This window comes from Paraburkholderia sp. Clong3, from assembly GCF_050436485.1.
Lineage (GTDB): Bacteria > Pseudomonadota > Gammaproteobacteria > Burkholderiales > Burkholderiaceae > Paraburkholderia > Paraburkholderia tuberum.
The window spans coordinates 390,294-411,017 of the sequence record NZ_JBNDMH010000001.1 but is presented as its reverse complement, the minus strand read 5'-3'; the positions used below and the strand labels follow the sequence as shown (position 1 = coordinate 411,017).

General features: G+C 63.2%; 22 protein-coding genes and 2 pseudogenes. 15 read left to right on the top strand and 9 right to left on the bottom strand.

Annotated features, from left to right (window positions below; translation table 11 throughout):
• Together OKW30_RS02075 and OKW30_RS02070 are read left to right on the top strand one after the other, a co-directional pair.
• On the top strand, positions 1-1,002 hold the full coding sequence (locus OKW30_RS02075) for a universal stress protein (protein ID WP_429345824.1): 1,002 nt from the start codon (positions 1-3) through the stop codon (positions 1,000-1,002).
• Between the two features lie 50 nt (positions 1,003-1,052).
• Entirely contained in the window at positions 1,053-1,523 is a 471-nt protein-coding gene (locus tag OKW30_RS02070) for a universal stress protein (protein ID WP_184069536.1), read from the top strand.
• A 33-nt stretch (positions 1,524-1,556) separates the two neighbouring features.
• On the opposite strand, the gene OKW30_RS02065 is transcribed toward OKW30_RS02070, so the two are convergent.
• From OKW30_RS02065 to OKW30_RS02055, 3 genes are all read right to left on the bottom strand, one after another.
• Positions 1,557-2,657: a PAS domain-containing sensor histidine kinase gene (locus OKW30_RS02065; protein ID WP_429345823.1), complete on the bottom strand. Its 1,101-nt coding sequence runs from the start codon at positions 2,655-2,657 to the stop codon at positions 1,557-1,559.
• A gap of 122 nt (positions 2,658-2,779) precedes the next feature.
• On the bottom strand, positions 2,780-3,562 hold the full coding sequence (gene fnr / locus OKW30_RS02060; RefSeq protein ID WP_429345822.1) for a fumarate/nitrate reduction transcriptional regulator Fnr: 783 nt from the start codon (positions 3,560-3,562) through the stop codon (positions 2,780-2,782).
• A gap of 16 nt (positions 3,563-3,578) precedes the next feature.
• Positions 3,579-3,986 carry a response regulator gene (locus OKW30_RS02055; RefSeq protein WP_187626952.1) on the bottom strand — a complete coding sequence of 136 codons (408 nt, stop codon included), beginning with the start codon at positions 3,984-3,986 and terminating at the stop codon, positions 3,579-3,581.
• Between the two features lie 666 nt (positions 3,987-4,652).
• Between OKW30_RS02055 and OKW30_RS02050 the strand changes: the two genes are divergently transcribed.
• Complete coding sequence (locus OKW30_RS02050; RefSeq protein WP_184069544.1) at positions 4,653-5,114, top strand: universal stress protein; 462 nt, start codon at positions 4,653-4,655, stop codon at positions 5,112-5,114.
• A 68-nt stretch (positions 5,115-5,182) separates the two neighbouring features.
• Here OKW30_RS02050 and OKW30_RS02045 read toward each other — a convergent pair whose 3' ends face one another.
• Both OKW30_RS02045 and OKW30_RS02040 read right to left on the bottom strand, forming a co-directional pair.
• Entirely contained in the window at positions 5,183-5,686 is a 504-nt protein-coding gene (locus OKW30_RS02045; RefSeq protein WP_429345821.1) for a universal stress protein, read from the bottom strand.
• 23 nt (positions 5,687-5,709) lie between these two features.
• Positions 5,710-6,549, bottom strand: coding sequence for a universal stress protein (locus OKW30_RS02040; protein WP_184069548.1), 840 nt, complete (start codon positions 6,547-6,549; stop codon positions 5,710-5,712).
• 205 nt (positions 6,550-6,754) lie between these two features.
• Here OKW30_RS02040 and OKW30_RS02035 point away from each other — a divergent pair, with 205 nt between their 5' ends.
• From OKW30_RS02035 to OKW30_RS02025, 3 genes are all read left to right on the top strand, one after another.
• Positions 6,755-7,102 (top strand): polyketide synthase, encoded by a 348-nt coding sequence (locus OKW30_RS02035; RefSeq protein ID WP_429345820.1) that lies wholly within the window; start codon positions 6,755-6,757, stop codon positions 7,100-7,102.
• A gap of 64 nt (positions 7,103-7,166) precedes the next feature.
• The gene (phbB, locus tag OKW30_RS02030) at positions 7,167-7,913 is read left to right on the top strand and encodes an acetoacetyl-CoA reductase (protein ID WP_187626954.1); all 747 of its coding nucleotides are present in this window, start codon (positions 7,167-7,169) and stop codon (positions 7,911-7,913) included.
• A 137-nt stretch (positions 7,914-8,050) separates the two neighbouring features.
• Positions 8,051-8,365: a hypothetical protein gene (locus OKW30_RS02025; protein ID WP_184023903.1), complete on the top strand. Its 315-nt coding sequence runs from the start codon at positions 8,051-8,053 to the stop codon at positions 8,363-8,365.
• Positions 8,366-8,434: 69 nt separating this feature from the next.
• Here the strand turns inward: OKW30_RS02025 and phaZ are convergent, their stop codons facing one another.
• Positions 8,435-9,733: a polyhydroxyalkanoate depolymerase gene (gene phaZ, locus OKW30_RS02020; RefSeq protein ID WP_429345819.1), complete on the bottom strand. Its 1,299-nt coding sequence runs from the start codon at positions 9,731-9,733 to the stop codon at positions 8,435-8,437.
• Between the two features lie 349 nt (positions 9,734-10,082).
• Between phaZ and OKW30_RS02015 the strand changes: the two genes are divergently transcribed.
• Complete coding sequence (locus tag OKW30_RS02015) at positions 10,083-10,322, top strand: hypothetical protein (protein ID WP_184023905.1); 240 nt, start codon at positions 10,083-10,085, stop codon at positions 10,320-10,322.
• An 80-nt stretch (positions 10,323-10,402) separates the two neighbouring features.
• On the opposite strand, the gene OKW30_RS02010 is transcribed toward OKW30_RS02015, so the two are convergent.
• Positions 10,403-10,909, bottom strand: coding sequence for a PRC-barrel domain-containing protein (locus OKW30_RS02010; protein WP_429345818.1), 507 nt, complete (start codon positions 10,907-10,909; stop codon positions 10,403-10,405).
• A gap of 129 nt (positions 10,910-11,038) precedes the next feature.
• On the opposite strand from OKW30_RS02010, the gene OKW30_RS02005 reads away from it, so the two are divergent.
• Positions 11,039-11,488, top strand: coding sequence for a hypothetical protein (locus OKW30_RS02005; protein WP_429345817.1), 450 nt, complete (start codon positions 11,039-11,041; stop codon positions 11,486-11,488).
• A gap of 20 nt (positions 11,489-11,508) precedes the next feature.
• Here the strand turns inward: OKW30_RS02005 and OKW30_RS02000 are convergent, their stop codons facing one another.
• Together OKW30_RS02000 and OKW30_RS01995 are read right to left on the bottom strand one after the other, a co-directional pair.
• Positions 11,509-12,012, bottom strand: a complete 504-nt coding sequence (locus tag OKW30_RS02000; RefSeq protein ID WP_429345816.1) for a flavin reductase family protein — start codon at positions 12,010-12,012, stop codon at positions 11,509-11,511.
• Between the two features lie 133 nt (positions 12,013-12,145).
• Positions 12,146-12,259 (bottom strand): annotated as a pseudogene (locus OKW30_RS01995) (LLM class flavin-dependent oxidoreductase); the annotation flags it as partial.
• A gap of 93 nt (positions 12,260-12,352) precedes the next feature.
• Here OKW30_RS01995 and OKW30_RS01990 point away from each other — a divergent pair.
• From OKW30_RS01990 to OKW30_RS01960, 7 genes and pseudogenes are all read left to right on the top strand, one after another.
• A pseudogene (locus tag OKW30_RS01990) lies at positions 12,353-13,393 on the top strand (methyl-accepting chemotaxis protein); the annotation flags it as partial.
• A gap of 354 nt (positions 13,394-13,747) precedes the next feature.
• Positions 13,748-15,550 carry a thiamine pyrophosphate-binding protein gene (locus OKW30_RS01985; protein ID WP_429346092.1) on the top strand — a complete coding sequence of 601 codons (1,803 nt, stop codon included), beginning with the start codon at positions 13,748-13,750 and terminating at the stop codon, positions 15,548-15,550.
• Positions 15,551-15,770: 220 nt separating this feature from the next.
• Entirely contained in the window at positions 15,771-16,805 is a 1,035-nt protein-coding gene (pstS, locus tag OKW30_RS01980) for a phosphate ABC transporter substrate-binding protein PstS (RefSeq protein WP_187626959.1), read from the top strand.
• Positions 16,806-16,943: 138 nt separating this feature from the next.
• On the top strand, positions 16,944-17,063 hold the full coding sequence (locus tag OKW30_RS01975) for a DUF3562 domain-containing protein (protein WP_429345815.1): 120 nt from the start codon (positions 16,944-16,946) through the stop codon (positions 17,061-17,063).
• A 188-nt stretch (positions 17,064-17,251) separates the two neighbouring features.
• The gene (locus OKW30_RS01970) at positions 17,252-19,678 is read left to right on the top strand and encodes a filamentous hemagglutinin N-terminal domain-containing protein (protein ID WP_429345814.1); all 2,427 of its coding nucleotides are present in this window, start codon (positions 17,252-17,254) and stop codon (positions 19,676-19,678) included.
• 280 nt (positions 19,679-19,958) lie between these two features.
• A complete protein-coding gene (locus OKW30_RS01965) occupies positions 19,959-20,132 on the top strand; it encodes a hypothetical protein (RefSeq protein ID WP_184069565.1) in 174 nt (57 codons plus the stop codon).
• 120 nt (positions 20,133-20,252) lie between these two features.
• On the top strand, positions 20,253-20,654 hold the full coding sequence (locus OKW30_RS01960) for a hypothetical protein (protein ID WP_187626960.1): 402 nt from the start codon (positions 20,253-20,255) through the stop codon (positions 20,652-20,654).
• Positions 20,655-20,724: the final 70 nt, after the last annotated feature.

Sequence of the window (20,724 nt, the reverse complement as noted above, 5' to 3'; positions counted from 1 at the left end):
ATGAACACTGCTGCCGAGCGCAACACCTTCCACCGCGTGATGATCGCGTCCGCGGGCGGCAGCGGACTGCCGCTCGGCACGCGCGTCGCCCGGCAGTTGGTCGCGGCGGATGCGCGCTTTCGTCTCGTCGATATCGTTTGCAATCCTGCCGCGCTTTATCCGACGCTGATGCTCAGCTATCCGGACTGGTGCGAGGCGCATCGCGCGATGCTGCACGGCGCGCAGGCCGCGCTGCGCGACGCGGTGATCGCGTTGCACGGCGTCGTCGCGGCGACCGACGCCGAGATCGTCGATCTCACCGCGCTGCATCAGGGCGCGGCCGAAGCGCTCGCCCACACGGCGACGCAATGGGACGCGGATCTGGTCGCGGTGGCCGCGCATCCGCGTGAACATCGCTGGGACAGCCGTATCGATCCCGAGGAACTGGTCGCGTCGATCGGGCGTCCGGTGCTGTACATGCAGGCGAGGTCGACCGACGCGAGCGATGCCTCGGCGGTCAGCCGCGTGCTGGTCGCGATCGATGGCAGCGACACCGCGCTCGACGCGCTGCGCACCGCGCTCGCGGTAGCGCCGCCCGACGCGCGCATCAAGGTCGTCTACGCGGCCGACGACCGCTTCGCGTGGTGCGAATGGTTACCGTTCGAAGTCGTGTCGCAGCATCGAATCGATGTCTTGCGGCGCGGCGCGGCGATGCTCGAACAAAGCCGGCGCGCGGCCGAAACCGCATTGCTCGAGTTCGACGATGCTTCCGGCGATGCGTCGAGCGCGATTCTCGACGAAGCACAACGCTGGCACGCGGACCTGATCGTGATGGGTTCGCACGGCATGCGCGGCGCGCCGCACCCGTTGCCGGGGCACGTGACGTCGCGCACGCTGCGCGACGCGGCGTGTCCCGTGCTCGTGTGTCCGCGCGGCGCGTCGTCGTTGCGGGCGGACGACGTGCCGCACGGCGAGTGGCGCGAGCCGTATCCGGGCAGTCCGGGCGGGCCGTTTTATCTGTAGCAGGAGCGCGCCACGCGCGTTGACAAATCCAACCTCAGTGGAGAATCGGCATGTACCAACATATCCTCGTCGCGCTAGACGGCAGTACTTTCTCGAAACGCGCGCTGAAAGAAGCGGTGAATCTCGCCGCGTTGACGAAGGGCGTCGTGCATCCGGTTTATGTGGTCGACAAGACCCCGCTCTTTTCCTATGCCGGCTATTACGACCCGCTCACGCTCGTCGAAGCCTTGCGCCAGGACGGCCAATTGGTGCTGGAGGAGGCCGAACAGGCCTGCGCCGCCGCCGATGTGCCTTGCCGCCCTGAAATGATCGAGTCGGAGAGCCTGTCCGACGACGTCGCCGCGATCGTGCTGCGCCACGGCGAGCAGATCCACGCCGATCTGCTTGTGCTGGGCACGCATGGGCGACGCGGCGTGCGGCGCCTCGTGATCGGCAGCGTGGCGGAGCGGGTGCTGCGTTTCTCGACCTGTCCGGTGCTGCTCATGCGCGAGCAAAGCACCGAGGATGCGCCTGCAGAGTAACCCGCGACAGCGGGGCGCGACAGCGCGTGAGCATTACGCGAGCGCGTCGGCCGGTATCTGGATCGAGATCCTGAAGCCATGGCCCGGCGAGCTGGTGAACGACACGTTGCCGCGCAACTGCCGCACGCGTTCGCGAATGCCGAGCAAACCGAATGAATCTGTTCCCTGCGACCGATCCAGCGCGACACCCACGCCGTCATCCTCGATATCGAGCGATACGATGGGGCCCGCGCAGGTCATGTCGATGCGTACGCGGCTGGCCTTGGCGTGCCGCGCGACGTTCGTCAACGCCTCCTGAACGATGCGAAACAGCGCCGTCGCCGCGAATTCGCCGCATACCGGCTCGGCCGGTTCGAGATGCACGCTCGAGCGCACGTTGTAGCGTTTCGTGAAGTCTTCGGCCAGCCAGTCGAGCGCGGCGGCGAGCCCGAGGTCGTCGAGCAGCGGGGGCCGCAGATCGGCGGCGATACGCCGCAGCGAAGCGGCCATCCAGTCGATCTGCTTTTGCAGTTCGTGCGTCTGCGCGGCCAGCGGCTCGGTGTCGGCCTGGCTTTTCAGCTTCGCTTCGAGCAGCGCGACGCTCATTTTCAGCGCGGTCAGCCGTTGGCCGAGATCGTCGTGCAGTTCGCGCGCCATACGTTTTTGTTCGTTTTCGCGGGCGATCTGCACGTGCGTGGATACCTGATTCGCGCGTTCGAGTTCCGCGAGGCGCATACGTTCGGTCAGGTCGCGCGTGATCTTGGCGAAGCCGAGCAGCGCGCCCGACGCGTCGTGCACGGCGGAAACGACCACGTTGGCCCAGAAACGCGAGCCGTCGCGACGTACGCGCCAGCCTTCGTCCTCGGCGCGGCCTACGGCTGCGGCGATTTCCAGTTCGCGGGCGGGCTTGCCGGCCGCGATGTCTTCCGGGGTATAGAACTTCGAGAAATGCTGGCCGATGATTTCTTCGGGCGCGTAGCCCTTGATGCGCTGTGCGCCGGGATTCCAGCTGGTCACGCGGCCGGACACGTCGAGCATGAAGATCGCATAGTCCTGAACCGCATCGATCAACATGAAATAGCGATCCTCTACTGGCACGTCCGACACGGACGCCGCACCGGTGAAGCAGGAAGACTCGCCGCTCGACAGACCCATCGCTCCTCCGGGTGGTCACGCAAGGTCGCGCACCGCAACGCACCGAGTTATATCAGTTCGGGAGCGCTTGTTCCACCCCGCATGTCCCGCGAACGAACGTGAGGCGAGCGTCGCGTCGGCGTTCAAACCCGAGCCAGTCCTTCCGCGTCTTCGATGCGGATCGTTTTGCCGTTCGCCTTGACGAGGCGCTCGCGCTGGAACTTCGAGAACATCCGGCTCACCGTTTCGAGCTTCATGCCCAGAAAGCAGCCGATTTCCTCGCGGGTCATGCGCAAATGAAACTCCGCCGCGGAAAAGCCGCGCGCCTTGAAGCGCTTCGACAGATTCAGCAGAAACGTCGCGACGCGCTGTTCGGCGCTCATCGTGCCGAGCAGCATCATCTGGCTCGATTCGCGCACGATCTCGCTGCTCATCATCTGGTAGATGTGATGCTGCATCGGCTTCATCTCGCGACAGATCGCCTCGAATTGCGCGAACGGAATGATGCACACGACGCTGTCTTCGAGCGCGATCGCATCGCAATTCTGCTTGCCCTCGCTGATGCCGTCGAGGCCGAGCGAGTCGCCGGCGATCTGGAAGCCAGTCACGTGCTCGCGGCCGTCGCGATGCATGACCACGGTCTTGAACGATCCGGCGCGGATCGCGTAGATGCTTTGAAACGCGTCGCCCGCGCGATACAGCGGATCACCGCGTTTGATCGAGCGCGTCGAGCAGATCAACGTGTCGAGTCGGCTCAGTTCGTCGGATGTCAGCTCGAGCGGCATGCAGATCGCGCGCATCGCGCAGGTGGAGCAGCGCGGCACGGCGTAGCGTGTGGCCGCGGTGCGTGGCACGACGTGGATCGGTACGACGTGCGAAGTGCGGGGCGCGTCGTGGCGGGGTTCACAGACTGCGGCAACTTGCATGATCGGCTCCTGGCGGTCAGACCGGATGCGCACGACGCGCATAGGCAATCGCTTCGATGGCACGGCAGGCGAGTTCGAACTCCGAGGTCTTGTCGAAGAAGAAGTCGGCGCCCGCCGCTTCGCACGCTCGGCGAAACGCCGTCGCGCAATGATTGGTCAACACGATGCTGACGATGGACGGCCGCACCCGCGACAGCGCCGCGAGCAGCAGCAGATTGGTCTTGCCCGAGAAGCACGGGTCCAGCACCGCGACATCGGCGCGACTCGCGACGATGTCGTCGAACGTGTGCTCGACGCCGGCGGACTCGCCGGCGATTTCGATGCCGGGAATCAGCGCGATCAGGCAAGCAAGCCGGCGTCGGACCTCGGTCGCATCGTCGACGAGGAAGACTCTCGATAAGGTGGCTGGCGGGGCGGTGTCCATACCGACCAGTATTGGCAACCTCATCTCAGAAATATATCGGCGGGGATTTAAGCGGCGCTAGGAGTTCGGGTAATGTTGTAGGAATATTCCTATGGTGTGGCTGCTTTGCTGTTCAATCAGAAGTGACGGGCGAACATATCGGCGTCGAAAATATATTAATACGAAGTGGCATTAAAGAAGTGGAAAGCTGTGCGATAGACCGGCCATTATGTATTTTCAATTATTCGAAGAATAGTAAGTATCTGAGTGGGCTTGTTACTGCCGGGGAAGACGTGCCTACGATGCAAATTATCGATATTTCCCACTCCTGCTCATCGTCGACCGTGCTGGCACGATAGACGATAACGTCTGGACGCTGCCTTCCGAGGCTGCCCGGCGTTTCTAGCCTGTCTGCTGTTAAATACCTCATCGGCGTGCGGCCATTTCGTCCTTGCCTTTTTCTTCTCCTTACCTAAATGCTAGGAGCATCGGAGGTGCCACTATGGCAGCAGCAACTATCACTTCGAAGGGCCAGGTCACGATCCCGGTGGACGTGCGCAACCAGCTCCCGAGCGGCGAGCCATTGACCTGCGTCAAGCCGCGCGGCGGCGCGCGCTTCACACTGTCGGCGCGGACACGCGACGGCACCGCTTCGGTTCATGCCAGCGCTTTCACAGGGAGTCCAACATGTATGCACGAATTCTGGTTGCGCTCGACGACAGTCCCAGCGCGCAGCGCGCCTTTGCCGAGGCGCTGAAGCTCGCGAAGCTGACGGGCGCCACACTCGAAGCCTGCTGCGTGGTAGGGCACGGCAAGTGGTCGGACAATGCCGATGTGGCTTTCGAGCCGGAACCGGCGACCGCGGCGCAAGAATTCGCCAGCCGCGCGCTCGATGCGCCGCGCGAGTTGATGCGCGAGGCGCAGGTGCCCGGCGGCGTGCGGGTGATCGACGCGTACGCCGAAAGCGTGTCCGCGGTGCTCGCGCGCGTCGCCGACGAGATCGAAGCCGATCTGATCGTGATGGGCACGCACGGTCGCCGCGGCGTGCAGCGCTTTCTGCTCGGCAGCGTCGCCGAGTCGCTCGTGCGTGCGACCGACAAGCCGGTGCTGATCGTGCGGCATGACGAACACGGGCACGCGCGGCCCTGAAGCGCCGCGTCGCGGAGCCGTGGCGCGATCGCGTCGGAGCGGCCGCGCAGCAGCCTGGTTTTCGCCGCTCAGGTGAGTTCGTTTTCGGCGCAGGCCGGGACTGACTGAGCGCGCGTCGCGCCGTTCGCGTGCGCGGGAACCATCAGCGCCGGGCAGCTGGCGCTGCGCAGCACGCGCTCGGCGACGCTGCCGAGCATCAGTCGTTGAACACCACGGCGGCCGTGCGTGCCCATCACGATCGCGTCGGCGTGCCATTCGAGCGCCGCCTCGACGATGCGATGCGCGACGTCTTCGCCGGTGATCGCGGCTTCGACGGTGCGGGCCGTGCCCTTGATCCCGCGCGCGGTCATCCGGCTCTGGGCATCGGCCGCGATCCGCTTGCCTTCCTCGATGAAGGCGTCCTGGATCACGCAAGGGTCGAAGCCGGGCGCGTCGTAGGCGATGACGGGCACGTCGATCACGTACAGCGGCTGCAGCTCGGCGCCCGATTCGGCGGCAAGGGTCAGCGCGGCGTCGAACGCACGGGAGGCAGTGTCGCTGCCGTCGAGCGCGACGAGTAGGCGGTGAAACATGGCGGACTCCTTAAGCGCGCACTTCAGTGCGACAACAGCACCGGCACGGTCATCGACTCGAGCATCGTGCGCGTCGCGCCGCCCAGTACGACTTCGTGCAGACGCGAATGCGCGTAAGCGCCCATCACGATCATGTCGCAGCCGAGGTCGGCCGCCTGCGACAGCAGCGCGTCGCCGACCGGCGTGCCGTCCGCGACGCTCAGTTCGCGCACGTCGATCTTGACGCCGTGACGCGCGACGGTGAGTGCGATGTCGTCGCCCGGAACCGTGTCGCGCGGCGGACGATCGCCCGACGAATGAACCGTCAGCAGCGTCACTTTGGACGCGTGCGCGAGGAACGGCAGCGCGTCGTGGATCGCGCGGGTGGCTTCGCGGCTGCCGTCCCACGCGATCAGCACGTGGCGGCCGGGCGCCGCGAAGGTGCCGCCCGACGGCACCAGCAGCACCGGCCGCCCGGCCGACAGCACGACGTGCTCGACGAACTGTTCGGCGACGAACGCCTCGGGGTCGGTCGGGTCGGTCTGCCCGAGCACGATCAGATCGGCGAGACGCGCATAGGGCGGCACCACGTCGTTCGCGTAGCCGTTGGCGGCGATCCAGTGACCGTCGACGTTCGCGCGCGCGAGTTCCGCACGAAACAGCCGCTCGAGCGCGCTGGCACGCTCGTGCCGCAGACGCTCGTGCTCCGCGTAGTAGTCGGCGGTGCCGGCCATCACGAAGAACGCGTGCCGCGGTGGCACGTACGTCGAAAACAGGCCGGTCAGCGTCGCATGAAAGCGGTGTGCGAGCTGCAATGCGATTTCGAGGCGCGGATGTGCACGAACGCTCGTATCGAGGTGAACGAGAATGCTTTTGTAGCTCATCGCCAAAGCTCCGTGACAGAACGTGGGGAAACGGGCGCAAGCAGGCTCGAGCCCGTCGTCAAATGGAGTCTAAGGGCCCGGCGGCCGCGGCTGTTGATGCAGATCAAGCGGGGGCCGCCGCGCGCTCAAATTACAGTAGCAGGCGCGCTCGACGGTTTGCAACCGCGCCTGGCAATCCTATGCTGTGCTCTGGAGGGCAGCGATCATGGTTGCCGAATCCGATGCGCCGCCCGGGCGCCCCGCTTCACCGTGGACCTCGACGGCGTCCGGACCGCCCGAAGGCTGGCTCGACTACGCGGCGGCGTATCAGACCGCACAGGGCGCGGCACACGAGTACGCCGAGCGGTGCTTCGGCGACTGGAGCAAGTCGATCGCTTTCGTCGCGCAGCGCGAGGCGGACTGGTTCGGCGAGGCCAACCGCGCTTGCGCCGCCTGGTATGCGTGGTGGCAGACGGTGTACGGGATCGCGCCAGGCGTCGCGCCGCTCGCGGGCGGCCTGAGCGCATGGTGGTGGAGCTCGCAGAACGCGCTGCCGTTCGCGGGCGTCGTTTAGCCGCGCGCGCCGGCAAGGCAGGCGCGCGCACCGTCAATGGCAGACACGGCAAGGAGGAGTTCAGATGGGAACGGATCGCGTGGCATTGGTCACAGGCGGGATGGGCGGTTTGGGCACGGCGGTCAGCCGGGCGCTTCATGACGCGGGCATGACGGTCGCGGTGACGCACTCGACGCACAACGATCACGTGTCGACATGGCTGCAGCACGAGCGCGACACGGGGCGCGACTTTCACGCTTACGAAGCCGACATCGCCGACTTCGATTCATGCTCGCGCTGCGCGCAACGCGTGCTGACCGAACTGGGCGCGGTAGACGTGCTGATCAACAACGCGGGCATCACGCACGACACGAGCTTCGCGAAGATGAGCAAGGAGCACTGGGACGCCGTGCTGCGCACCGATCTCGATGGCCTGTTCAACATGAGCAAGCCGCTGTTGCCCGGCATGCTCGAGCGGCGCCACGGCCGCATCGTCAACGTGGGGTCGGTCAACGGTTCGCGCGGCGCCTACGGGCAAACCAATTATTCAGCTGCCAAAGCGGGCGTGCACGGCTTCACGAAGGCACTTGCGCTCGAAACCGCGAAGCACGGCGTCACGGTAAACACGGTGTCGCCCGGTTATCTCGCGACCGCGATGGTCGAAGCGGTGCCGCGCGAGATCCTCGACACGAAGATCCTGCCGCAGATTCCGCTCGGCCGGCTGGGACGTCCGGACGAGGTGGCGGCGTTGATCGCGTTTCTATGCTCAGAGGAGGCGGCTTTTATCACCGGTGCGGACATTGCGATTAACGGGGGTATGCATATGCAGTGAGGGTGCTCGCCTTCACCGCGCTTGACCCACGTCAATGACCGCCTTTCTGGCAAGAACAGGATAAGCCCCATAGCAGGCGCCCGGACCCTGAGTCTGCGCGCAACAGGTTCGATCGACACTCGCAAGGGGAGGCGAAGATGGGCATCGACATGCAGATCGTCTACCTTGGCTTTGCGGGTGCCGCTCCGCTCGAAGCGGAAGCAGGTGCGCAACTGGTGCGTCTCGCGCGGTTTGGCGCGCTCGTGTCGCACTGCCATCTCGCCATCGAGGCGTTGCGTCCGGGATCGGCGCATCCGCTGTATGACGTGAGGCTGGATCTGGTCACGCCCGCGCACGAGCTCAAGCCCGTCGCGCACTGCACTGACGACGACGCCAAAGCGGCGATCCGTCGCGCGTTCGATGTGGCGGAAATGACCCTCGAAACAGCGATCGGCACCGAGCGTGGGAACTGACGAACTTGCGTCGTGACGTGACGCTCGGCGTTCGTCAGATGCGGACTGCTGACGTTTTCCCCGGCCACCTCACGCCGATTTGCGGTTTGCCGAACCCCTGGCCGCGCGGCGCGGCCGGCAAACCTTCAACGCGGCGTGCTCGACATCGCGCCAGAATTCGCAGAGCCCCGGATGAACCGCATCGCGCCAACGCGGCCCGATGAAGAGGTCGTAGTGATTGCACTGCTCGATGGTGAGCTGCCGCGCGGCTCGCATCGGCGATGCATCGCACAGCGCATGCGCGCAATGCGTTTGCCCCGCGCCCGTGATCTCGTCGCTGTCACCCTCGATCGTGCACAGCGGGGTATCGCGCAGCGCGGCGATTCGTACCCGGCGCCCGGCGACCGACCACAGATCGCGCGGCAACAGATGTTCGTGAAACACCACCCGAAGCATGTCGAGGAAGTAGCACTCCGCCATGTCGAGCACCGCGGCATATTCGTTTGCCGAGCGCAGCGCCTGCTGCGCACCGGGCATATCGCCGGCGAGCCATCGGGACCAGTAATCCGCTTCGAGTCGCAACTGCCGCTCCGGATGCGCGGCAAAAATCGCGGTCTGCTGGATGAAGCCCGGATACACGAGACGCCCCGCGCCGCAGTAGGGCGGTGGAACGATATCGATCGCATGGTCGTGAAACCACTCGAGCGAATGGGAACTGGCGAAGCGGTCGGTGATGGTCGGGTTCAAACGGGTATCGATCGGGCCGCCGAGTAGCGAGAGGCTCGCGATCGGCGCCGCCTCGTCCATGGCGAGCAGCGCCGCGGCGCCGAGCGCAGGCACGCTCGCCTGACAGATCGCGATCACATGAACCGGCGAACCGAACGCGCGGGCGGCGCCGACGAAGCTTTCGAGCGCCTGCACGTAGTCGTCGAGCGATAGCGGGCCCGCTTCGCGCGGCACGTCGCGCGCGTCGGCCCAATCGGTCACGAACACGTCACGTTCCTCGAGCAGCGTTTCGGCGGTCTCGCGCAGCATGACTGAGTGATGTCCGGCGAGGGGCGCGCACAACAGCACCGGCAGTTTTGCGTCGGTAGGGGGTGTAGAGTGGTTGCGCTTGAACCTGAGCAGCGCGCCGAGCGGCAAGGAGGCGACGACGCTTTCGTCGACGGTAACGCGGCTACCGTTGCCGGCAACGGAGTGGATCGCGAATGTCGGCGTTCGTTCGAAAGCGCAGGCGGATCTCAGCAGCCAGTTGCTGAGCGCGTCGGCCGCCTGTTCCGGGCCGAGCCAGCCTGCTTGCGGGCGCGGCCCCGACTCCGGTTCGGACAGAACTCCCCCGACCATCGCGCGCGCGAGGCGTTGCTGTGCATCGATGAAGGCGTACCACATGATGAACTCCGACATTCGTCGATCATGAGGGCAGCGTTGCCGCACCGGCACGAACTCATGACGCGGATACCGTCGCAAAGCTTACCGCGAAACGTCGGGGCGAGGGGCGCGAAATCGGTGCGCGCGGCGCGCTAAGCACGCCGCGTGCAAGAGGCGTTGCGCGTTTTCCCGGCAGGGTTTTCACGCGATGGCGTGCGTCTGAAACGGAGCTGAAAGTATCGGGGAAAGCGAACGACGTCCAGCGTGACTCATGGTTCGTGTTGACGGTTGACGTGGATCAACGAGAGAGGCGTTGCGGGTCATTACGCTGACGATGCCAGTCGCTCGCGACAACCCCGAGGAGCATCCAATGACCATATCAGCAAACGCGCAGGAAGGAACCTGGTCCGTGAGCGTCGAGACGCGGGAGGCGCAGGAAGGCGGGTTTCTGTCGACGATCCATGTCAAACATGTGTCGCCCGAGGGTGACTTCGAACGCACCTTTCATCAGTCGCAGGTGTTCGCCGTGGAAAGAGAAGCGGTACTCGAAGGCTTGCGCGAAGGCATGACGTGGATCGCGCTGAAGACGACGCGGACCATCGGGGTGTAACGGCGCACCGCGCCTCGCGTGCTCGCCGTAACAGGCAACGCGTGCGAGGTAGCGGTGCTCGAGCGTCGCGATGCGTGTCTTCAGATTCCGCTCGTCGGATCGACACGTGTCGCGGGATCGCTTTCGACGACACTGCGCGTCGCTTCCCAGTACGGTTCGCGATGATAGAACTGATGGACCGACGTCCCCCATGCGCGATCGGCCATCGCCGGCCAATGGTCCTTGTCGAAGCCCGGCGAGCTTTTCACCTGCTCGGCCGTGGCGTCCAGCTGGAAGCGCTTGCGGTCCGTGTCGAGCGTCAGCGAACGCCACGGGATCGCGTGCAAGGTCCCGCCGATGCCGAGAAAAGCGCCCTCCGTCAGCACCGCATACGCGATGCGGCCGCTGCGCACGTCGAGCATGATGTCGGAGATTTTGCCGAGGTCCTGGCCATCGGAAGAGATCACCTTGTTGCCGTCGAGCGTCGCGGCGGCCATGACCTCGGGTCCGGGACCGTCGCCGACGCCGCTGCCGGCGATACGTGCGCCGGCGCTGGGCTGTACGGGAGTCGCGGAGGCGTTCGGGTCGAGAGGATCGAGCGGGTTCATGTCGAAACTCCTGATTTCCACGGAATACCTGCCGTTTGCAAGACCCGTACCCGAGACCGGATTCGAAGACTAGAATAAAAACAGGCCGTGTCGAGACGGCTGCGCTGCGCCCGGATAGGGGGAGCGATCATGCGTTGTGGAATCGTTGGTCTATGCACTGGCGTGGCGGGCGTATGTGTGTTGTCTGGCTGCGTCTATTACGGTCCTTATTCGTACTATCCGGGAGCCGGTGGCTATTACGCCTGCACCAGCGCCACTGCCACTGGCCCCGCGCAAGCATCGTCTGGCAACGCGCCTGTGCCGGCGAGCGGTACGGCGGCCGCGAATGCGGCGCCAAACGACTTGCCGTTGTCGGGACAGAATTGCACGTACGTCGCGGTACCTGCGCCTGCTTATTACGGCTATCCCGGGTATTACGGTTATCCGGGCTATTACGGCTATCCCTATGGCTATTCATGGCCGGGCTACTACGGATGGTGGGGACCGTCAGTGGTGATCGGAGGCTACTGGGGCGGTGGCTATGGCCGTGGCGGCTATTACGGCCACTGGCACGGAGGACATGGCGGGCACGGGCATTGAGCAGCCAGCACGCCAGCCAACTACGAAAACGTCTCCGGATAAAGATCCTCGCTCATGTCGAGATTGCCAGTCTGCGCGTAGATCAGCGGGTCGCCGTCCGCGCCGGCTAGCGCGCCATCGACGACACGCCCAACTATCAGCCGATGATCTCCCGCCTCGATGTCGCCGGTCACCCGGCAGTCGAAATGCGCGAGCGCATCGAGCAGCAGCGGCGCGCCGGTCACGCCGGTACGCCAGCGAGCCACCGCGAGCTTGTCGACGGCTCGGCCCGACTGCGTGCCGAAGTGCTCGGCGAGCTTCTGTTGATCCGCGCGCAACACGCTGATCGTGAACACCGCGCCGCTGCGCAGGAGTTCGTACGATTCATGCTCGGGACTGATGCCGAGCGCGATCAGCAATGGTGCAAACGAAACCTGCATCACCGAGCTTGCGGTGAACGCATTGCGGCGCTCGCCGTCCGCTACGCCGATCACATATACACCCGCAGTCAAATGCCGGAAAAGCTGCGCGATCCAATTGCTCATAGGGCCTCCTGGATAAAATTTCGTCGCGTGTTGCATGCCTGTGCGGCTGCTCCGGAAGATGCAAAACTTAAATATTGAATCGATATAAACATATCGAAATAGAATGAATCTCAGCGCGGTTGTTCGTCGCCAAGATCGGCAGGTGGGGCGTCTGTTTCGGCTTCACATCGGAGAAGGCTTTTTCGAAGCGGTAGAAACGGCCCTCGTGATCGAACGGCCGCTCTTCGGTCCAGGCCCGCGGAAGCAGACGTGACGCGGTGCACGCCTGTGGGACGAATTCAGGCTATCACCGGGTTATGCAAACGATAAATGTTCGGGGCGACCCAAAGCTTTGCACCAAGCGAGTGCGGCCGGCGACCTGAACATCAGTATCGCCCTGCGGCCCGGCGATACCAACAGCCTGATGGCGTCGCTGAAAGCCATGTGCGACGCCCTGGTGCGGGTCGTGTCAGAGGTGCGCGAGAACGCCGAAGGTGTCGCGACTGCGAGTGCGCAGATCGCACAAGGCAATCTGGATCTGTCGAGTCGCACGGAGCAACAGGCGGCGTCGCTCGAAGAAACGGCTTCCAGCATGGAGGAACTGACTGCGGCGGTCCGCCACAACACGGACAATGCAACCCAGGCTGCCACGCTCGCGGGTACCGCCTCGAGCGTCGCGCAACATGGCGGCGAGATCGTCGGGCGCGTGGTCGACACAATGCGTGACATCTCCACCAGCTCGGCCACGATGTCCGAGATTATCGGCGTCATCGAAGGCATCGCCTTCCAGACCAACATCCTCGCGCTGAACGCAGCGGTCGAAGCGGCCCGCGCGGGAGAACAGGGGCGGGGCTTCGCTGTCGTTGCGGGCGAAGTCCGCACGCTCGCGCAGCGCAGTGCGACTGCCGCGAAGGAAATCAAGGAGTTGATCTCGGACTCTGTCAGCCGGGTGGAGGCAGGCTCGATGCTCGTCGAAGAAGCGGGCGGTGCGATCAAGGAAATCGTGCAGTCAGTGAAGCGCGTGACCGACATCGTGGGCGAAATCTCGTCGGCATCGAGCGAGCAAAGCACCGGTATCGAACAGGTCAATCAGGCAGTCAACCAGATGGACCAGGTCACACAGCAAAACGCTGCGCTTGTCGAAGAGGCGTCGGCGGCAGCCCAGACAATGGCCCGGCAAGCGGAAAGCCTGCGCAAGACGGTCGCTTTTTTCAAGGTCGATGGCGAGAAGGCTGCTTCATCGCGAGCGACGACGCAAGCGGCAGTACCGCAACGGACGGCCCTGAACCGCGCCCCGTCCTCTGCTGTAACCCCGGCAAAGGTTGCGAGGAGACCAGTCCCCTCTTCAGAAGGTCCGGTAGTCGTCGCCGCCGCGACTGAGACGGACTGGCAGAAATTCTGAGCGATTCCGACCGGTTCCGGGTGCTGGATGACGTCGATTCATACCGTCGGCGCGTGCCAGCCCCGCGGGAGTCGAGCGGGCGAAGATCCGCGATACACGTGCGCCGGATGGCTATCAATTCGCCGCGGCGACTGCCTCGGGCACGCAGGCAGCGTGGATGATCAACGGTGCAGCCAGGGCGTGTGATTGTAGACGGAGACACCCGTGCCCGCCGGTCAAGCGGGTTCGAGGAAATAGCGTGATGCGCGACTGCACTCGACGTGCAGCGCCTTGAATGTCGTCTCGCCGTCTCCGCGCACCGGCCATCGCCGATCTCGTCTCGCGCCGCTCCGACATGCAGCGCGTGACGGGCAGATGCGCAGCGGTGAGATTCGATTAACGGTAACTCGTGAGATCGTAATCAAAACTATGGGATCAAACGCTCCGCTCAATGTCTCGACAATGGTTGTGAACTCGTTGGAGTCCGTCGGAATAGACCACGTGTTCCTGGTCCCGGGAAAACTGATCTATCCGCTGCTGGACGCAATCGACAACTCCCCTTTGACTCGCGGAATCGTCGGCGCTCATGAGACTGGCAGTGCTTTCATGGCCGATGGCTATGCCCGCGCCAGCCGGAAATTCGGCGTTTGCGCAGGGATTTCCGGCCCAGGCACGATGAATTTCGTTCCCGGCATGGCAGCCGCTCACGCAGACCGGATTCCGATGCTCTATATTGCCGGCGGGATCTCGTCGCATGCGGAAGGCAAAGGGGCGTTCCAGGATGCCACGCCCGGAGGCATTTTTGAAAGCGGCGTGGTCAGAAGTCTGGTGACGGATATCGTCGAGCTAAAGAACAAGGAAAATACTCAGGCCGAGATGCGTCGTGCGATCGAAGCGTTGAACTGGATGCGTCGAGCGCAGTCATTCATCAGTATCCCCGTAGACGTTCAAAAGCAGGATGTCCTGCCCGGTCAGGACGTGGCACGGCAACCCTACGCTCACCGCGAATTTAACGCATGCGAAGTGCCCGCGAACCGCGCCGCTCTGGATGCGCTGTGCGATCAGTATTTGTTTCAGTCGAAGAGAGTCGCGTTTCTGGTCGGAAGTCGTGGCAATGATGCGGAAACTGCAAAGCTTCTTCTCGAGGTTGCCGAAGGCTTTCACATTCCAGTCGCAACGACACTATCGGGAAAAGGCGCATTTCCCGAGCAACATGCCCTTGCACTGGGTGTGTACGGATTTTCAAGTCATTCGCGCGCTGCACGGGTGATCAACTCCGACGAACTTGATGTACTAGTCGTGTTTGGTAGCGACCTGAACCAGCGAGACAGCATGAACTGGAGCAGGAGGCTGACAGGGGGGAAGGAGCTATTCATCTTTGATGACAGCTTCGATTCACCGGCGATGGGGCACATTTCGCGTCAAGGAATCTTCTCCGGAATTTCCGCGAGCTTCCGGTTGCTGGCCCAGAAAGCCGCGGACAACCCTCCCGGGCTGCCGCAAGCACTGCAAAGAAGAAAGGGGTGGATTGCCGAGATCAACGAGACCCCCCTGTACGACCACCGGTTCGAGCAGTTAGGAGCCCGAGTTTCCAGCGGCGACGAAGCGCTATATCCTGGAGACGTAGTTAAGCACTTGTGCCGAATGCTGCCGAAGGACAGCAACGTCGTGGTGGATTCCGGAGCCCACCGCATCTTCATGGCCCATTACTGGCTGTCGTCAGGTAAGGGCAACTACTTTTCGTCGAGCTCGTTCGCCCCGATGGGCTGGGCCATCGCAGCCGGAATCGGCGTCAAGCTTGCAGCCCCGGAACGCCCGTGTGTCGTGGTGACCGGCGATGGGTGCATGATGATGCACGGCATGGAGATTCAGACCGCGGCTCGATACCGAGTCAAGGTGATCTATGTGGTTCTGAACAACGCCGCACATGGCGCAATCCATATCGACGCTATCAGGAGTGGTTCGATTTCAGAGCAGTTCACCAAATTGCCCTGTCATAGCTGGTCGGCTTTTGCATCGTCGATCGGTGTGGCCGCGCGCGCGGTTGAGCGCATCGACGAGCTTGATGGTGTATTGAGTGAAGCTTGTCAATATGACGGCCCCTTTCTGATTGAAGTCATCACCGGAGTTTTTCCCGCGCCGAACCGGTACTATGCAGAAGCCGAAGCCTGTCCGTGAGATTCCATCCTTCAACGCGACAAAGCCAACCGCATTGAACGCCGCGCCGCGGTTGTCAACGAAATGTCATTCGAACCGCCTAAGTTTAGACGTTCGGGCCGATGGCAAGGCTCGACGCGGCGATGGGCACGCCCGGCCTGCGGAAGGCGCAAGAGAGGGGTCGCGGCGCGTAGCTTGCTGCAACCATTGAACCGGTCAGTCAATCTCGTGGAGGCAAACCATGCTGTTAAAACGCGGAATTGCAGTTCTTGCCGTTGCTCTACCGCTCGCGGCCGCGCAAGCGCAAACCGTCGACATCACCGGGGCGGGCAGCACTTTTGCGGCCCCGATCTATAACAAGTGGGCTGACGCCTACCATAAGGCGGGAGGCGGCAAGGTCAACTACCAAGGCATCGGTTCAGCAGGCGGCATCAAGCAGATCATCGCGAAGACCGTTGATTTCGCAGGTTCCGATGCGCCGATGAAGGACGACGAACTGGCGAAGACTGGCCTGTTCCAATTCCCGACCGTGGTCGGCGGCGTCGTGCCGGTCGTGAACCTGCCCGGCGTGAAGCCGGGTCAACTCATTCTGTCGGGTGCCGTGCTTGGCGACATCTATCTGAACAAGATCAAGAAATGGAACGATCCGGCGATCGCCGCGCTGAATCCGGGTATGAAGCTGCCAGATACGGACATCGCCGTGGTGCGCCGCGCCGACGGTTCGGGCACGAGCTTCATCTGGACGAACTTTCTGTCGAAGGTGAACCCGGAGTGGAAGTCGAAGATCGGCGAAGGCACGACGGTGAACTGGCCGACCGGTACGGGCGGCAAGGGCAATGACGGCGTTGCTGCGTTCGTGCAACGCCTGCCGGGCGCGGTCGGTTACGTCGAGTGGGCATATGCGAAGCAAAACAACATGATCTACACCAGCCTGAAGAATTCGGCCGGTATCGTGGTTGCGCCGAAGACCGAAACCTTCAAGGCGGCCGCCTCGGGCGCGGACTGGAAGACGTCCTTTTACCAGATCCTGACGAACGAGCCCGGCAAGGACGCGTGGCCGGTCGTCGGCGCGACCTTCGTGCTGCTGCATGCGACGCAGGACAAGCCGGCGCAAGGCGCGGCAACGCTGAAGTTCTTCGACTGGGCGTTCAAGAACGGCGAGCAGGCTGCCAGCGATCTCGACTACATTTCGCTGCCGGACTCGGTCGTGTCGGAAATCCGCGCGCAATGGAAGACCAAGGTCAAGGACGCGTCGGGAAAACCGGTGTTTCAGTGAAGGTCTCGATGCCACCCGCCTCAAACAGCTTGTAAGCGATCATGGAGGAAGTCAATTGACGCGGGTCAATTGACTGACGCATAGAGGCGGGTAACGTGTGTGTGACGGTCCTTTATCACCGCACGCCCGGAGCAAGCCATGGTCACGCGCAACGTCGAGGATGTCATCAGGCAGATTGCCGCCGCTGCCGACACTCCTGAGGAAACGGTCTCGCAGATGTACGCGCAGACGTGGATTGAATACAGCGAAGGTGCATGAATCACGGACTACCTGACGGTGCTGGTCGCTCGTCGTGTGCGGGACGACTTGCGTAGGCGGCAAGTGCGGGATTCGCTGGTATCTCTCGGACAAGCTGACTAATATTCTGCGTGTGGGCCCACCACGGTTCACGCGACTCCGGTCGGATTGCGGGCCGATGGCGTCCAACTTCCGCGGAAGGGGGACATATGACACCTTTGTCATTAAGTCGTCCGACACTGCGCGCGCTCTATCGCCGACATCCGTTTCAACACATCTCACCTTTCATCGCCGGATTGTCGTTGGCGCACGCGGCCTTTGCCGGTGGCGTGCTTCCGCAGGGCGGGCACTATGTTGCCGGGGCGGGAACCATCGCCGGTCAGGGCAACGCGATCACCGTCACGCAGCCGAACTCGACTCGCGGCGTGATCGACTGGACCAGCTTCTCGATCGGCAAAGGCAGCACCGTCAACTTCGACAACGGTTCGGGCGCAACGCTCAATCGCGTGACGGCCTGCGCGCCTTCCGCGATTCTCGGCAGCCTGAAGGCAACTGGCAGCGTGTATCTGATCAACCCGCAAGGCATCGTGGTGGGTCGTAGCGGGACTATCACTACCGGCGGACGATTCGTTGCTTCAACGCTCGATCTGCCGAACACACCCTTCGTGAATGGCGGGACGCTGACGCTAACGGGCACATCGAATGGCAATGTGGTGAATCTCGGCAAGATCAGTTCCAGCGGAGGCGATGTTTTCCTGATTGCACGCGGTGTCGTGGTCAATGCGGGCTCGGTCAGCGCACCGAACGGCACCGCGGAATTCGTCACGGGGCAGCAAGTGGCGTTGCTCGAATCGTCGGGCAGCAGGCAGGTATTCGTGCAGATAGGCAGCACAGGAACCGTGATAGATCGCGGTGCCACGCAAGCCGCGCAGATCAATCTGGAAGCGGCCGACGGGAATATCTATGCCCTTGCAGGTGGTGGCTCGCGTATCCGCGCGACGGGCACGGCGATGCGCGGCGGCCACATCTGGCTGGTCGCCGACAACGGGCACGTGACGCAGCAAGGCACGATCGCCGCGACGAATGCCGACGGCAGCGGCGGCACCGTCGATACGCTTGCCGACACACTCACGCTGGCGCATGGCGCCCGCGTGCGAGCAGGGCTTTGGAACGCGTCGACGCCAAACTTCACGATCGATCGCGGCACAGCCGACGCTTTCATGCGCAGTCTGAACGCCGGCACATCCGTCGATGCAACCGCGACCGGCACGAACGGCGCAAGCGGCGACATGACGGTTGCGTCGAATCTCAACTGGCGAGGACCGGCGTCGTTATCGCTCGCGGCTTTTGGCAACGTGACGATCGCACCTGCGACGATGCTCAGGAGCACCGGCAGTGGCAACCTGAGTTTGCGGGCCGACGCGATGGGCATCGATAACGCAGCCAGCGTGACCAACCGCGGCACGATCGACTGGTCGGTAAGTACTGGTTCGGTGAGTTCGTTCTATGACATGAACGGCAGCTACAGCCCAGGGACCATCCGCTCGAATACCGCGTGGACTGCCGCGCCCTATAGCGGTCTTCTGACGCAAGTGACCGGCTACAAGCTCGTCAATTCGCTTTCCGACCTGCAGAACATATCGCTCGATCTGACCGGCAACTATGCGCTCGGCAAGGATATTAACGCGAGTGCGACAAATCTCTCTTCCACTCCCGCCGGCGGCGTCGACTTCATCTCGCTCGGCAGCGCGGCAACACCTTTTTCAGGCCAGTTCGACGGCATGGGACATGTGATCGACCACTTCAGTCAGCAGGAGTATTACTCGCCGTCGGGTACCCGGTCGCTTGGCCTGTTCGGCGAAATCGGGAGCACGGGCGTCGTACGCAACGTCGGCATGACGAACAGCGAACTTACGGCCATCTTCGACATTTCGTTCAACGATCCCATCTCTGTCACGTACGGCATACTGGCCGGCCGGAACCAGGGGTTGATCACCTACGCATATACAACCGGCCTGCGCACGTCGCCCCACTATGGGAACGTTCCGATCGGCGGTTTGGTGGGCACCAATGATGGTCTCATCGAGCGCTCGTGGAGCAGCGTTTCAGTGAATGATGCCGGCGAGGCAGGGGGGCTCGTCGGCGTCAACACCGGCCGGATCGTTCAATCATTTACTACTGCGGATGTTAGCGGAGATGTGCGAATGGAACCGGGCGGACTCGTCGGCATCAACAGTGGCACGGTGTCACAGTCTTATGCCGCCGGCAGGGTGTTAGGGCTTTTTGCGGCTGGCGGATTGGCGTTCGCAAATAGCGGCGTGATCGAGCAGTCGTTCGCGGTTGGTCCGGTGCTAGGACCTTCCTACCAAGGCCCGGGCTACGGCACTTACGGGGGAATCGTGGCATACGGCGCCAGCGGAACGATTGCGGGCAATGTCTACTGGGACAAAGAGACGACGACACGTATGGTGAGCACTGGAGACGTGTCGCAACTGCCCGCGTCAAACGGGTTCACGACTGCTCAAATGAGCAACCCGGCGAGCTTCGACGCATCGTGGGATTTCAGTCCAACCGGCGCGTGGGTCATGCCTGCCGGCGCGACCCACCCCATCCTGCGCTGGCAACTCGGCCAGTAAGCGCTGCTGTGAGGCCGCGGCAGCAGTACCGACGCGCGCCCGTGAACGTGCCCTGCTAGCTCGGCTCGTCCTTGCGTCTGACGATGCCAGACATAACGCGACATGGCGGCAGGCGCGCAATGTGCTGGGAGATAGACCCGTTGATCGCTTTTGCGGCGAGGGCGCCGTGTGCACCGCGCCATGCGCCGCTAGAAGTGCTGTCAGCGGATCATCGGAGCGCACGGTAAATCGTGCAGCGCAGGCAACCGGCGTCATTGGCCGAAACCACAAGGAGAAATCGATGACCCTGCTCATCTATCTGGTCGGATGGATCATTTTCATTGGCGGCGTCGCGTGGGGATTGATGGCGCTGCATGTCGCGCAGCACGTCATCGCAATCGTGGCCGTGATCCTGCTCGGCATTGCGGTGATTACGGGCGCCACGCGTGCGCGTAATCGCGATCGGTCGTCATAGCCATTGGCGTTTGCTTGTCGGATCCATCAGGTGAGAACGCTCATCACACGCCACGCTACGGCACGCTCGCGATGTACCATGTCTGCGTGAAATCTCGCGCTGGATATCGTGGAGTACATCATGGGAAGCGCATGGAAACGCCGCTTCAAACTGTTTATCCAGCGTTTCTGGCAGCCAACCAGCGCGTGCATGACCTGTATGCCGGGGAGCTGGGGCAACATCATGAGCCTCACGCACTGGGCGATCGCATTCAAAACCGGGCTGCTCACCGGTGTGCTCGCCCTGCTGCTCACCTTCACGCCGGCGGCGAAGTGGTACGGGAATCGCTATAGCAACGCACTGCTCGTCGGTTGCCTGACCGCTATCGGCGATGCCTACTCTCATTTCAGCCAGTACCGCTTTCATGTTCTCGAACACGTCGCGACGGGGGTCATGTCAGGCCTGTTCGCGCTCGCTGCGTCGTACCTGTTCGAGGACCGCGCGCGCCGCGTACGCGCGGCGTGGTCGCGTTTGTTCGGATAATAAGACTTCGATCTCGAACATCGTGAGACCTCACGATCAGTGTTGCGCGTGACACGTTCGTGCCCGGATA

Excerpts from the sequence above, each read along its gene's own strand:
- OKW30_RS02065 (WP_429345823.1), bottom strand. The coding sequence starts at position 2,657 with ATGGGTCTGTCGAGCGGCGAGTCTTCCTGCTTCACCGGTGCGGCGTCC.
- OKW30_RS02005 (WP_429345817.1), top strand. The coding sequence starts at position 11,039 with ATGCGTTGTGGAATCGTTGGTCTATGCACTGGCGTGGCGGGCGTATGT.
- OKW30_RS01965 (WP_184069565.1), top strand. The coding sequence starts at position 19,959 with ATGACCCTGCTCATCTATCTGGTCGGATGGATCATTTTCATTGGCGGC.
- OKW30_RS02035 (WP_429345820.1), top strand. The coding sequence starts at position 6,755 with ATGGTTGCCGAATCCGATGCGCCGCCCGGGCGCCCCGCTTCACCGTGG.
- OKW30_RS02050 (WP_184069544.1), top strand. The coding sequence starts at position 4,653 with ATGTATGCACGAATTCTGGTTGCGCTCGACGACAGTCCCAGCGCGCAG.
- OKW30_RS02055 (WP_187626952.1), bottom strand. The coding sequence starts at position 3,986 with ATGGACACCGCCCCGCCAGCCACCTTATCGAGAGTCTTCCTCGTCGAC.
- OKW30_RS02045 (WP_429345821.1), bottom strand. The coding sequence starts at position 5,686 with ATGTTTCACCGCCTACTCGTCGCGCTCGACGGCAGCGACACTGCCTCC.
- phbB (WP_187626954.1), top strand. The coding sequence starts at position 7,167 with ATGGGAACGGATCGCGTGGCATTGGTCACAGGCGGGATGGGCGGTTTG.
- fnr (WP_429345822.1), bottom strand. The coding sequence starts at position 3,562 with ATGCAAGTTGCCGCAGTCTGTGAACCCCGCCACGACGCGCCCCGCACT.
- OKW30_RS01985 (WP_429346092.1), top strand. The coding sequence starts at position 13,748 with ATGCGCAGCGGTGAGATTCGATTAACGGTAACTCGTGAGATCGTAATC.
- OKW30_RS01975 (WP_429345815.1), top strand. The coding sequence starts at position 16,944 with ATGGTCACGCGCAACGTCGAGGATGTCATCAGGCAGATTGCCGCCGCT.
- OKW30_RS02025 (WP_184023903.1), top strand. The coding sequence starts at position 8,051 with ATGGGCATCGACATGCAGATCGTCTACCTTGGCTTTGCGGGTGCCGCT.
- OKW30_RS02000 (WP_429345816.1), bottom strand. The coding sequence starts at position 12,012 with ATGAGCAATTGGATCGCGCAGCTTTTCCGGCATTTGACTGCGGGTGTA.
- OKW30_RS02075 (WP_429345824.1), top strand. The coding sequence starts at position 1 with ATGAACACTGCTGCCGAGCGCAACACCTTCCACCGCGTGATGATCGCG.
- OKW30_RS01960 (WP_187626960.1), top strand. The coding sequence starts at position 20,253 with ATGGGAAGCGCATGGAAACGCCGCTTCAAACTGTTTATCCAGCGTTTC.
- OKW30_RS02040 (WP_184069548.1), bottom strand. The coding sequence starts at position 6,549 with ATGAGCTACAAAAGCATTCTCGTTCACCTCGATACGAGCGTTCGTGCA.
- OKW30_RS02070 (WP_184069536.1), top strand. The coding sequence starts at position 1,053 with ATGTACCAACATATCCTCGTCGCGCTAGACGGCAGTACTTTCTCGAAA.
- pstS (WP_187626959.1), top strand. The coding sequence starts at position 15,771 with ATGCTGTTAAAACGCGGAATTGCAGTTCTTGCCGTTGCTCTACCGCTC.
- OKW30_RS02015 (WP_184023905.1), top strand. The coding sequence starts at position 10,083 with ATGACCATATCAGCAAACGCGCAGGAAGGAACCTGGTCCGTGAGCGTC.
- phaZ (WP_429345819.1), bottom strand. The coding sequence starts at position 9,733 with ATGTGGTACGCCTTCATCGATGCACAGCAACGCCTCGCGCGCGCGATG.
- OKW30_RS01970 (WP_429345814.1), top strand. The coding sequence starts at position 17,252 with ATGACACCTTTGTCATTAAGTCGTCCGACACTGCGCGCGCTCTATCGC.
- OKW30_RS02010 (WP_429345818.1), bottom strand. The coding sequence starts at position 10,909 with ATGAACCCGCTCGATCCTCTCGACCCGAACGCCTCCGCGACTCCCGTA.